The organism is Sphingobium sp. LF-16, from assembly GCF_003711185.1.
GTDB lineage: Bacteria > Pseudomonadota > Alphaproteobacteria > Sphingomonadales > Sphingomonadaceae > Sphingobium > Sphingobium yanoikuyae_A.
The window spans coordinates 2,071,731-2,084,148 of record NZ_CP029335.1 but is presented as its reverse complement, the minus strand read 5'-3'; the positions used below and the strand labels follow the sequence as shown (position 1 = coordinate 2,084,148).

The following is a 12,418-nucleotide window of genomic DNA, read 5'->3' as shown; positions in this document are numbered from 1 at the left end:
CCTGTGAGACAGACTATATCATCGGGGAAGGGGCCGGTAAATCAGGGCGTCAATGCGCCTGTTCGAGATAGGCGTCGATGGTCGCCAGATGGGTGTCCTTGGCCTGCTGCGGCAGGAAGGAGCCGGTGATGCTGTTGCGCGCGAGCAGGGCGATCTGCTCGCGGGTCAGGTTTCGGGCTGCGGCAACGGCGCGATAATTGTCGTTGAGATAGCCGCCGAAATAGGCCGGATCGTCGGAATTGACCGTGGCGCGCAGGCCCATGTCCAGCATCCGGTCGAGCGGATGGCTGGCGATATCGTCGATCACGCATAATTTGAGGTTGGAGAGCGGGCAGACGGTCAGCACCAACTGCTCGTCCACCAAGCGCTCTACCAGGGCATCGTCCTCCAGCGCGCGATTGCCATGGTCGATCCGGTCGACCTTGAGCAGGTCGAGCGCTTCCCAGACATAGGCGGGCGGGCCTTCCTCGCCGGCATGGGCGCACAGCTTGAGGCCGGCTTCGGCTGCAGCGGCGAAGACGCGGGCGAATTTCTCGGGCGGGTGGCCGACTTCCGACGAGTCCAGCCCCACCGCCTTGATCTGCGACAGCCAGGGGGTGGCGGCGTGCAGTGTGTCAAAGGCCTCTTCCTCGCTCAGATGGCGCAGGAAGCTGAGGATCAGGTCGCTGGTGATGCCATGGCGTTCTTCCGCGTCCCGCATGGCCGACAGCAGCCCCTCGATCACATGGTCGAAGGGCACGCCGCGTGATGTGTGCGCCTGCGGATCGAACATGATTTCGGCATGGACGATATGGTCCTGCGCTGCGCGATCGAAATAGGCGGCGGCGAGATCGTGGAAATCCTGCAGCGTGCGCAGCACATTGGTGCCGGCATAATAGATGTCGAGGAAATCCTGGAGATTGCCGAAATCATAGGCCTGACGGATCTCGTCGATCGAGCCATAAGGCAAGGTCACGTCGTTGCGCCGGGCCAGCGCGAACATCAGTTCGGGCTCCAGCGTCCCTTCGATATGGAGGTGCAACTCTGCCTTGGGCAGTCCGGCGATAAATTGGTCGATGTCGGTCATGGGGCCTCTATACAGGATCGACCACCATGGCACAGCTACGGGCCGCGTGGAACGGTCGTTGCAGCGCCATGCTGGTTTGCGTGGAAGGTCTCGTGTGGAAGGCCCCGCGGTATTTATTTGGCGATCAGCGTCGGCCGCCATAGCATTCATGATCCCTGATCATGACATCATGCCGATCATCGCATGAACCTGAACGGCCTCTCCTGTGTTATCCTCCATCTGGGTAGATGGCAGGCCGGAAGACGGCCGCCAGTTTTTCTTCGATAGAGTGCGCAACCAGCGTCTGCAGGGGAGATTTTCATGGCCGATTTTCCGGATATGGGCGTGTCGCGACGTGGCATATTGGCGGGCGGTGCCGCCTCCGCGACGGTTGCCGTCATTTCAGCACCAGTGCAGGCACAGCCGTCTCCCGCTGCGCCGCCGCCGATGATGGCGGTCGATTTCATCGTGAATGGCAAGCGGCAGCAGTTGAAGCTCGACACCCGCACGACATTGCTCGACGCGCTGCGCGAACATCTCAAGCTGACCGGCACTAAGAAGGGCTGCGATCATGGCCAGTGCGGCGCCTGCACCGTGATGGTCAACGGCACCCGCATCAACAGCTGCCTAAGCCTGGCGCTGCAGCATCAGGGCGACGAGATCACCACGATCGAAGGGCTGGGCATGCCCGACAACCTCCATCCGATGCAGGCGGCCTTCATCGCCCATGATGGCTATCAGTGCGGTTATTGCACGCCGGGGCAGATCTGCTCTGCCGTCGCCGTGCTCAAGGAAATCGAACAGGGTGTGCCAAGCCATGTCCAGGCGGACATCACCCGCGCCCCGGACTATTCCAATATCGAGATGCGCGAGCGGATGAGCGGCAATCTCTGCCGTTGCGGCGCCTATTCCAACATTGCCGAGGCCATGGCGCAGGTCGCGGGAGCAAAGGCATGAAGAGCTTCACCTATGAACGGGCGAAGACGCCCGAGCAGGCCGCCGCGGCCGTGGCCGGCCGGCCAGGCGCCAAATATCTGGCTGGCGGCACCAATTTGCTCGACCTGATGAAGCTGGAGATCGAGACGCCCACTCATCTGGTCGATGTCCAGGATCTGAAGCTCGACCGGATCGAGAAGACGGCGGAGGGCGGGCTGCGGATCGGCGCGCTCGTCACCAACACGGCGCTGGCGTCGGACATGGCAGTCCGCCGCGACTATGGCGTCCTTGCCCGTGCGATCGTCGCCGGCGCCAGCGGCCAGCTGCGCAACAAGGCGACGACAGCGGGGAACCTGCTGCAGCGAACCCGCTGCCCCTATTTCTACGACACCAACATGCCCTGCAACAAACGTCGGCCCGGCACTGGCTGTGCGGCGATCGGCGGCTTTTCCCGGCAGCTGGCCGTCATCGGTTCGTCGGACCAGTGCATCGCCACCTATCCCGGCGACATGGGTGTGGCGCTGCGCCTTCTCGATGCGAAGGTCGAGACGGTGAAGGCCGATGGCGCAAAGCGCGCAATCGACTTTGCCGACTTTCATCGCCTGCCCGGCAATGAGCCGCAGCGCGACAATGTGCTGGAGGCTGGCGAACTGATCACCGCCGTCACCCTGCCCAAGCCAATCGGCGGCACCCAGCTTTATTACAAGGTGCGCGATCGGGCCTCCTATGCCTTCGCTTTGGTTTCGGTCGCGACCGTCATCCAGAAGGACGGTAGCGGACGCGTGGCATTTGGCGGCGTCGCCCATCGGCCCTGGCGGGTGGAAGCGGCCGAAGCCGCCTTTCCAGGCGGCGCGCGCGCCGTGACGGAGAAGGTCTTTGCCGATGCCCGTCCGACCGAGGACAACAGGTTCAAGCTGAAACTGGCCGAGCGGACGCTGGCGTCGCTCATGGCCCAGGCGAGGAGTTGATCCCATGAAATTCGATGCCCCCGCCAAGGCCAATCTGTTCGATCAGGCCAAGATCGTCGGCAAGTCGACGCCCCGGATCGACGGCCCGCTCAAGACCACCGGCCAGGCGCCCTATGCCGCCGAACGCCATGATGTCATCGCCAACCAGGCCTATGGATTCGTTGTCGGATCGGCCATCGCCAAGGGGCGGATCGCCGCGATGGACACAAGCCTGGCCCGCGCCGCGCCGGGCGTGATCGCGATCGTCACCGCCCCTGATACCAAGCCGGTCGGCAAGGGCATGATGAATTATGCCCCGCTGTTCGGCGGCAGCGACATCCATCATTATCATCAGGCGATCGCCTGTGTGGTGGCCGAAAGCTTCGAACAGGCGCGCGCCGCCGCGGCGCTCATCCGCACTGATTATGTGCGGGACAAGGGCGTGTTCGATTTTCCTGCCGTCGCCCCGGCCGCGCCGCTGGCCAAGGGGCAGGGGGGCAAGCCTGACACGAGCAGTCAGGGCGATTTCGCCGCCGCCTTCGCCGCGGCGCCGGTGAAGCTCGACGCGCGCTACAGCACCGCGAACGAAAGCCATTCGATGATGGAACCGTTCGCCACCATCGCCGCCTGGGACGGCGACAGGCTGACGCTCTGGACGTCCAACCAGATGATCGCCTGGGCCAAGCAGAGCATGAGCAAGATCCTGGGCATCGACCCTGCCAATGTGCGGGTGGATTCGCCCTATATTGGCGGCGGTTTCGGCGGCAAGCTGTTCGTGCGGGCGGATGCCGTGCTGGCGGCGCTGGGCGCCAAGGCAGCCGGACGGCCGGTCAAGATTGCCGTGCAGCGCCCGCTGATGGCCAATAACGCGACCCATCGCCAGGCGACGATCCAGCGCATCCGTATCGGCGCGGAGCGTGACGGGCGGATCACCGCGATCGGTCATGAAAACTGGTCGAGCAACATCAACGGCACCGATGGCGAGGATGGCACGGCCCAGACGCCCAAAGTCTATGCCGGCGCCAATCGCATGACCGCCAATCATGTCGCCATGCTCGACCTGCCGGAAGGCAATGCGATGCGCGCGCCCGGCGAGGCGCCAGGGCATCTGGCGCTGGAAGTGGCGATCGACGAACTGGCTGAAAAGCTCGGCATGGACCCGATCGAACTGCGCATCCGCAATGAGCCCGAGGGGACAGTGCCTGCCAACGCGACCCAGCGCATTTCCGACCGCAATCTGGTCCGCTGCCTGCGCGAAGGGGCGGAGCGGTTCGGCTGGGCGCAGCGTAGCGCCAGGCCGGGGCAGCGCCGCGAGGGCGCCTGGCTGATCGGCATGGGCGTCGCGGCGGGCTATCGCGGCGGGCCGACGGCGACATCCGGTGCGCGCGCGCGGCTCGGCACGGATGGCCGGATCACCATCGAAACCGACATGACCGACATCGGTACCGGCAGCTACACGATCATCGCCCAGACCGCGGCGGAAACCATGGGCGTGCCGCTCGATCGGATCCAGGTGGTGCTGGGCGATTCCGATTTCCCCGCTTCATCGGGTTCGGGCGGCCAATGGGGCGCGGCCAGTTCGACCGCCGGCGTCTATGCCGCCTGCGTGGCGCTGCGCCGGGCGATCGGCCAGAAACTGGGGTTCGACGCCGATAGCGCGACCTTCGCCGACGGCCGGATCGACGCGGGCGGTCGCCGCCTGGCGCTGACCGATGCCGGCGCCCTCACGGCGGAGGATGAAATCAGCTTCGGCGATTTCAAGAAGGGGTATGATGTCGGCACCTATGCCGGCCATTTCGCCGAAGTCGCGGTAAACGCCTATACCGGCGAAACCCGCATCCGCCGCATGCTGGCCGTGTGCGATGCCGGCCGCATCCTCAATCCGCTGTCGGCGCGCAGCCAGGTGATCGGTGCCATGGTCATGTCGGCCGGCTCTGCCCTGATGGAAGAACTGGCGGTCGACACCCGCTTCGGCTTCTTCGTCAATCACGATCTTGCCGGCTATGAAGTGCCGGTCCACGCCGACATCCCGCATCAGGAATGCATCTTCCTCGACACGCTCGACCCGGTGGTTTCGCCGTTGAAGGCGAAGGGGGTGGGGGAATTGGGCATATGCGGTCCCGGATCGGCGATCGCCAACGCCATCTACAACGCCACCGGCATCCGTGTGCGTGACTATCCCCTGACGCTGGACAAATATCTCGACCAGATGCCCGACATCGCCTGACCCTTAACCGGAGCAAGACCATGAAGCCGGACAAGACCGCTATCGTCCTGATCGAATATCAGAATGATTTCGTCAGCGAGGGCGGTGCCCAGCATGAGGCGGTGCGGGATGTGATGCGCGCCACCAGCATGCTGGCGAACAGCGTCGCGCTGCTGGATGGCGCGCGCCAGGCGGGGCTCACCATCCTTCATGTGCCGATCAGCTTTGCGGAGGGCTATCCCGAACTGTCGCCCCGGCCCTATGGCATCCTTGCCGGCGTGATCGCCGCCAGGGCCTTTCGCCGGGGTAGCTGGGGCGCGCAGATTGCCGATGCGATGGCGCCGACCGATGGCGAGATCGTGGTGGAGGGCAAGCGTGGCCTGGACTGCTTCGCCAGCACCAATATCGACTTCATCCTGCGCCAGCATGGCATGACGCACCTGGCCATTGCCGGCTTTCTCACCAATTGCTGTGTCGAATCCACCATGCGCTCCGCCTATGAACGGGGCTATCATGTCGCGACGCTGATCGACTGCTGCGCCACCATCGGCGAGGAGGAACAGCGCGTGGCGATCGCCAAGGATTTCCCGATGTTCTCGCTGCCAATGACCGGGCGGGATTTCCTCGCGCAATTTGGCTGAAGGACCGATCTGTCCCCTCCAGAGCGGGGGACTTCTGGCCGGGAGGGCAGCATTTGCCCCGATGCCTGCACCATTCTGCAAACGCTTCATAAGTTTATGTTGCTGTGCAGCATAAGCCATTGTGGGCCGTAATCGCCGCGGTTAGGGGCGCTTTCGATGAGGCTGGCAGGGAACAGGTGTCGAGTTGGCGAGTGAGCGTTTCGGCTTGCGGCAGGCGGCCGCGTGGCTGTCGGAGGTCGTCGGGCCTGACCGCAGCTATGTGAATGTCGGGATCGTCTATACGGTGGCGATCAGCCTGTTGTCGCTGGCTACCCCCATCTCCGTGCAACTGCTGATCAACTCGGTGGCGCGTACCGCTTTGGTCGCGCCCTTGTGGATCCTGTCCGGCGTGCTGCTGGCGCTGCTGCTGGTCGTGGCGGGGCTGAGCGCGCTGCGCGTCTATCTGCTGGCGATCTTCGAACGCCGCATCTTTGCGCGGGTGGTCGCGGAAATCACCGTGCGCGCGGTGCATGCGCAAAACCCCTTCTTCGTCGATGAAAGCCGGGGCAGCCTGTTCAATCGCTATTTCGACATGGTGATCGTCCAGAAATCGGTGCCCAGCCTGGTGATCGGCGCCTTCACCATCGTGCTGCAGGGGGCGGTGGGCCTGGTGGTGACCAGCTTCTACCATCCCTTTTTCCTGGCCTTCAACCTGGTGCTGGTGACGGTGTGCCTGATGATCTGGCTGGCCTGGCGGCATGGCGCGATCACCGGCGCGGTGGGTGTCAGCCATGCCAAGCATAATGCCGCGCACTGGCTGGAAAGCGTCGGCGGTTCTAACGGCTTCTACAAGTCGGCCCGCCATCTCAATTTCGCGATGGACCGCTCCGAAACGGTCATTGCCGACTATATTGCCGCGCATCGCCGCTATTTCCGCTATAGTTTCGCGCAGACGCTCGGTTATTTCCTGGTCTATGCCTTTGCGGCGGCTGCCTTGCTCGCGCTCGGCGGCAATCTGATCCTCGCCGGTCAGCTTTCGATCGGGCAGCTGGTCGCGGCGGAACTGATCCTGTCCGGCGTCTTCTACGGCATCTACCAGCTCGGTTCCTATCTCGACACCTTCTATGATCTGGTCGCGAGCAGCGAGGAATTGTCGCAGATCCTGGCCATCCCGCAGGAGCGGCTGGGCCAGCGCGGGGAGGCGCCACGCGACGGATCGGTGCGCTTCCGCGATGTCGAGATCGACAAGGCCCAGATCAATTTCGAGATTGCGAGTGGCGAGCAGGCGGTGATCCTGGCCGAACCGGGCATGGAGAGCGCTCTGGCGCTGCTGCTCAAGCGCCACGCCGCGCCCGACAGCGGCATCGTCCTGATCGGCGGCAGCGAACTGGGCAGTTTCGACATGTATCTGCTGCGATCGGCGGTGATGGTGCTCAATCGCCCGACCATCATCGATGTCACCCTGCGCGAATATCTCTCGTTCGCCGAAGGTCGCGACATGGATGGGGCGCGGATCATGAACGCGCTGGAACGGGTGGGCCTGGGCGCGCGGCTCGCCAGGCTGCCGCACGGGCTGGATACCCAACTCGCCAGCTCCGGCTCGCCGCTGTCGATCGTCGAAGTGATGCAGCTCAAGCTTGCCAATGCTCTGCTCAGCCGTCCGCGCGTGCTGCTGTTGTCGCAACTTTACGACATGATGCCGATTGCCAGCCTCAAGGCGACATTGGCCGAGTTGCGGGCAGCGGGCACGACCGTGCTGCTCAGCAGCGGGCGCCCCGAAGCGCTCGACCTCGACGCCTGGTATTGGGTCGGCGCACGCACGCAGCAACGGTTCACCGACAAGGATGAATTTGCCCGCTTCGTTGCGGCACGGGAGGCGCAGGCATGACGCTCGACCGCGCCCAGGCCGAACATTTCCCGTCGCTCGCCCAGTTGCGGCCGCCCCGACTGGTGACGACCGTCGCCTGGCTCATCCTGCTGGGCGTCCTGCTCGTGCTGGCGATCCTGTTCGTGCCCTGGCAGCAGACGGCGCAGGGCGGTGGTCAGGTCACGACGCTGAGTGCGCAGGACCGCGCCCGCGACGTATCCTCGCTGGTGAGCGGCCGCGTCGCCGAGTTCTACGTCAGGGACGGCGATCATGTCAGGGCCGGTGATCCGATCGTCCGGGTGGTCGATGTCGATCCCGATTTCCTCGCCCGGCTGGCGGGCGAAAAGGCACAGGTCGAGGCACAGATCGCGGCGGTCCAGCAGGCGCGGGCGACCGCGATGATAGACGTCAATCGCACCAGCCAGCTCTATGCCGAAGGGCTGGCCGCCCGCCGCGACTATGAGCAGACCCAGATCAAGGTTGCCGATGTCGATGCGAAGCTGGCCGAAGCGCGCGCGAATCTCAAGCAGATCGAGATCAAGCTCGCGCAAAGTTCGGCGCAGATCGTCTCGGCACCGCGCGAAGGCCGGGTGCAGGATCTGAACGCCGCAGCGGGCGGCGCGCTGATCTCGTCGGGAACGGTGCTGGCGACGATCGCGCCCGAGAATATCACCCGCGCGGTCGAACTGTATGTCGACGGGCGAGACGTGCCGCTGGTCGAGCCGGGGCGCCAAGTGCGGCTCGAATTTGAGGGCTTTCCGGCCTTCCAGTTCAGCGGCTGGCCGGCTTTTGCTGTTGGCATCTATGACGGCCAGGTGCGGTCGGTCGATCCCACGCCGCGCACCGACGGGTTGTTCCGGATCTTGGTGGAACAGGCGCCGGGCAAGACCGCCTGGCCGGAGCGACGCTTCGTCCGTCAGGGCAGCAAGGTGCTGGGCTGGGTGCAGGGCGACACGGTGCCGGTCTGGTATGAATTGTGGCGCCAGCTCAACGATTTCCCGCTCAACTTTGGCCAGGATCAGGTGGCCGGCAAGGGCGAGGCGAAAGCGCCCAAGGACGACAAGAGTTCGATCGAGAAGAAGAAGTGACGATGTGGCGCGCGATGTCGCTGCCCATGCTGGTCGCGGCCATGGGCGCGGGCACCCTGCCGTGCGCGGCTGGTGAGGCCCTGTCGGTCGATGCGACGCCCGCGCCGACCGCAGGACAGCCCTTGACGCCGCTGACGCTGGACGAGGTGCTGCAATCCTCGGCCCGCTCGGCGCCCGATATCATTGCCGCCCTGGCGCGCGCGCGTCAGGCCGAAGGGCGCGCGATCAGCGCACAGGGTGCCTTCGACACGGTGTTTTCCGTGGATGCCCGCAGCCGGGTCGAGGGCTATTATGACGGCACGCTGATCGACAGCAAGGTCGAACGCCCGCTCACCGGCAACGGCGGCTATGTCTATGGCCAATATCGCAATTCGCGCGGGGATTTCCCGGTCTATGAGGACAAGGCCTATACCAATCGCGCGGGCGAGTTGAAGATCGGCGCGCTCTATGCCCTGATGCGCGATCGCCTGATCGACGCGCGACGGTCGGCCTCGCAAATCGCCGGCAACGATATCGACATCGCGCGCTTTGAGACGCGTGCGACCGCGATCGGCGTGCAGGCGCGCGCCATAGCCGCCTATCAGAAATGGGTAGCGAGCGGCCTCAAGCTCAAGGTCTATGAGGCGCTCTATGATCTGGCGGAAAGCCGTAGCCAGGGCATTGCGCGCCAGGTGCAACTGGGCGCCAAGTCCGCGATATTGCTGACCGAAAACGAAGCCAACATGGTCAAGCGCGAGGCGCTGGTGGTGCAGGCGCGGCAGGAGTTCATGGCGGCGGCCAACAGCTTCTCGCTCTATTATCGCGATGCGGACGGACTGCCGATCCTCGTCGATGCCGCGCGCCTGCCCGCATCCGCCGCCGCGTTCGACGGCCTGCGGATCAACCCATTGTTCGCGATCGAGGATCGTCCCGACTTCGGCATCCTGCTGGAGGAAATCGATAACGCCTCGGTCAAGCTGGCGCTGGCCGAGAACGACACCCGGCCCAAGCTGGATTTCGAGGGGCAGGTCGCCAAGGATGTCGGTGCCCAGGGGCTGGGGGGCTATAGCCGCACGCCGCTGGAGGTGATCGTCGGCGTCACCTTCAAGGTGCCGCTGCAGAACCGCAAGGCGAGGGGCAAGGTGGCCGAGAGCCAGGCGAAGATCGACGAACTTACCGTCAAGCAGCGCTATCTGGCGGAAAAGATCCGCACCGAAGTGGCCGGCATCGGCATCGAGGTCGACGCCGCGCGCGTGCTGGTCGATACGACCCGCCGGCAGCGCGACCTGGCCGAACGACTGGCCCAGGCCGAGCGGCGCCGCTTCGATCTGGGGTCGAGCGACTTCTTCCTGGTCAATAGTCGCGAGGAGGCGGCCACCGATGCTGCGGTCAAGCTGATCGAGGCGCAGGCGCGCATCGCCGCGGCCCAGGCCGAAATGGCGGCGGCAACGGCCGATGACCGGGCGCTAGGACTGGATCGCAGCTAGGCGGCATATGGCTGCGACCTGGCGTCAGGTCGCCGGTCGGTCGGGAAAACGGGCCTTGATCGCCGCATAGGCGGCTCTCGCCTTCATCAGGGCGTCGAACTGGACATGGTGCCAGGGCGAGCCGATCGCGACGGCACCATCGACAATCTTCCGGTTGCTGCCCCAAAGTCGATGGCAGTGCCCGGCGCCGCGTGGGACGCAGCTGTCGAAGGACATGTCGGGGCGGCCCCCGATGCGATCCCTGATGTCGCGCATCAGAAGCTGGCCCGGCGCATAAGCGCGATAATCCTCGTCGAAAGCCATCTTGAAGCCATGGCCCCAGATGGCGGCTTCAAACCAGCTCGACATGGCGATCGCGCGGCCCCCGACCGACAGGGTGGCGAGGCGGGCGCTGCCGTTCGAATGACCGCGCTCAATCACTTCGCAAAACAGGGCCTGGGTCGCGCTGTCGCTTGCCAATGCGCTGCCGCTACGGCCTTTCCAGCCCGATGCCTCAAGGTCCAGAAACGCGTCGATCCAGGCTGTGCATGGCGCGTCCGGCGCCAGAATGTCGATCGTGACCGGGCCATGTTCCTGTTCCAGCCGCTTCGACAGGCTGCGCAGTCGGCTCCGCATTTTCGCGTCGCCGCGGCCTTCCCCTTGCTTGCCGGCGCGATAGGCTGGACGATCATGGCAATGGATGGTGTGGAATGCTCGCCTTTCCCGTTCGCAGCGGTCGAACAGGGCGATACTGACCGGATCGTCGGCATCCAGTCCGGAGACATGCAGCATGATCTCCCCGCCTGAGCGCTGGTCCAGGAAGGCGAACAGGCTCTTCCAGAACAGATCAGCGGACTGCGCGATGACCAGCGGCGTACCCAGGAATTGGTTGGTCGCCGCCCAGTTGCGCCAGATGCGCACTGGCCATCGGCCGAAGCGTGGTACGGCGATCAGCGGCATGACGCCCAGCCATGGTCCATTGATGGGGGCGACGACGGCCAGAAACACGTCAGCGCCATCAGGCGCGTGGCTCAGGGCGGCGTCCATGAACCAGTCCTGCGCGAAGACATTGGCGGCCCCGGCCAGTGCCGACAGGGCCGCCCACTGCGCGCGATCATCGGCCGTCAGATCGGCATGGCGCAGGATGCGGACGGCGGGTTGGTCGGCATCCGACAGCGGCCAGGCATGGCTGGCGTCCGGTTGGAAGCTGCCGGAGGCGGGAAGGTGGCTCATAACAGCCCGGCCTTGCGCGCCACGCGGCACCCGATCGAGCGCCATTTGGCGGCCTTGGGCCATATCGGCACGTCGCCGGTGGGCAGGCCCCATCGCCGCAGCAGCGGATTGATCTGCATGGCGTCGCCCAGCGTCTGGCTCCACTGGCTCTGCCAAGTGATCGACAGCGAAATGGACGGCTCCGAGCCCGCCCTGACCCAATGGGGCGAGGCATAGGGGATGAACAGGCCGTCGCCCGGCTGCATGGGGTGGATGTCGGCATCCGCCTCATAGGCGTCGTTCCAGGGCAGCATATTGTCGCCACCACCATAATAGGCTTCGTGCCGGTCGATCGGCAGCCATGGTGCCATCGGGCGATAGGTCGCGAACTGTTTGTCGCCCGCGATCTGGAAGAGGATATTATATTCGCAATCGAAGTGAAACGGGGTGAGCGTTCCCGGCGCGGAAATGAAGATGAACCCCCGCACCGTCAGCCCCGGACCGGTCGCTGGAGAAATTGCGGGGCCGATCTGGTCCATCAGCCTGGCCAGCAACTCGCGATAGGCGGGCAGTTGCTCGACGAAGCGGAGCATGATCCAGTTGCCGCTGGTCTGGATCGAGCGAATGACGGTGGCGACATCGGCGTCGTCGGAGCGGTCCATCGCGAATTCGCCGCCATTGGGGGCGTTGCCGATCCGGCGTTCGACAAATTGCGGTGGCAGGTCGATGCTGGCTTTTGCCAGGGCTTCGAACGAGAGCAGCGGATGGTCCGTCAGGCTATGCTGCAGCATGGTCGGTGACAGCGGATAGGCGCTGGCGAAAGGACCGAGACTGGACGGCGCAACAAAGCTCATGGAGGAAGTTCTTCCGCTATGACGAGATCAATTGCCGCAAACTTGTCATGCAAGGTTGAAGATCGCGTTAAACACGATGCGCGTATTCCAGTATATTTTCAGGCCATAAGAAGTTCAGTTTCTGTTTGGGCTGAGTTGAAATGGTGATGCGGAAATATAATTTTGGATGAAAAATGGTTGCGGCAATGATTTCTGATC

Annotated in this window: 10 protein-coding genes; 7 read left to right on the top strand and 3 right to left on the bottom strand. The window is 64.5% G+C overall.

Annotation, left to right across the window (positions count from 1 at the left end):
- Positions 1 to 49: 49 nt before the first annotated feature.
- Positions 50 to 1,066, bottom strand: coding sequence for an adenosine deaminase (locus DIZ22_RS09735; protein WP_048939173.1), 1,017 nt, complete (start codon positions 1,064 to 1,066; stop codon positions 50 to 52).
- Between the two features lie 300 nt (positions 1,067 to 1,366).
- Between DIZ22_RS09735 and paoA the strand changes: the two genes are divergently transcribed.
- The 7 genes from paoA to DIZ22_RS09700 all read left to right on the top strand — a co-directional run bounded on the left by paoA (position 1,367) and on the right by DIZ22_RS09700 (position 10,175).
- Complete coding sequence (gene paoA, locus DIZ22_RS09730; RefSeq protein ID WP_048939172.1) at positions 1,367 to 2,002, top strand: aldehyde dehydrogenase iron-sulfur subunit PaoA; 636 nt, start codon at positions 1,367 to 1,369, stop codon at positions 2,000 to 2,002.
- Entirely contained in the window at positions 1,999 to 2,949 is a 951-nt protein-coding gene (locus DIZ22_RS09725; RefSeq protein WP_010336012.1) for a xanthine dehydrogenase family protein subunit M, read from the top strand. Before paoA ends, DIZ22_RS09725 begins: the two co-directional genes overlap by 4 nt.
- Positions 2,950 to 2,953: 4 nt before the next feature.
- Positions 2,954 to 5,155: an aldehyde oxidoreductase molybdenum-binding subunit PaoC gene (gene paoC / locus DIZ22_RS09720; protein WP_048939171.1), complete on the top strand. Its 2,202-nt coding sequence runs from the start codon at positions 2,954 to 2,956 to the stop codon at positions 5,153 to 5,155.
- A gap of 20 nt (positions 5,156 to 5,175) precedes the next feature.
- Entirely contained in the window at positions 5,176 to 5,775 is a 600-nt protein-coding gene (locus DIZ22_RS09715) for a cysteine hydrolase (RefSeq protein WP_048939170.1), read from the top strand.
- 184 nt (positions 5,776 to 5,959) lie between these two features.
- Positions 5,960 to 7,642, top strand: coding sequence for an ABC transporter ATP-binding protein (locus DIZ22_RS09710; protein WP_010336015.1), 1,683 nt, complete (start codon positions 5,960 to 5,962; stop codon positions 7,640 to 7,642).
- On the top strand, positions 7,639 to 8,709 hold the full coding sequence (locus tag DIZ22_RS09705; RefSeq protein ID WP_122928143.1) for an HlyD family efflux transporter periplasmic adaptor subunit: 1,071 nt from the start codon (positions 7,639 to 7,641) through the stop codon (positions 8,707 to 8,709). The genes DIZ22_RS09710 and DIZ22_RS09705 overlap by 4 nt, the downstream gene beginning before the upstream one ends.
- Positions 8,710 to 8,711: 2 nt before the next feature.
- Complete coding sequence (locus DIZ22_RS09700) at positions 8,712 to 10,175, top strand: TolC family protein (protein ID WP_053094355.1); 1,464 nt, start codon at positions 8,712 to 8,714, stop codon at positions 10,173 to 10,175.
- 24 nt (positions 10,176 to 10,199) lie between these two features.
- On the opposite strand, the gene DIZ22_RS09695 is transcribed toward DIZ22_RS09700, so the two are convergent.
- Complete coding sequence (locus DIZ22_RS09695; protein ID WP_048939188.1) at positions 10,200 to 11,387, bottom strand: GNAT family N-acetyltransferase; 1,188 nt, start codon at positions 11,385 to 11,387, stop codon at positions 10,200 to 10,202.
- The gene (locus DIZ22_RS09690; RefSeq protein ID WP_048939169.1) at positions 11,384 to 12,220 is read right to left on the bottom strand and encodes a transcription factor jumonji, JmjC; all 837 of its coding nucleotides are present in this window, start codon (positions 12,218 to 12,220) and stop codon (positions 11,384 to 11,386) included. The genes DIZ22_RS09695 and DIZ22_RS09690 overlap by 4 nt, the downstream gene beginning before the upstream one ends.
- Positions 12,221 to 12,418 lie beyond the last annotated feature (198 nt).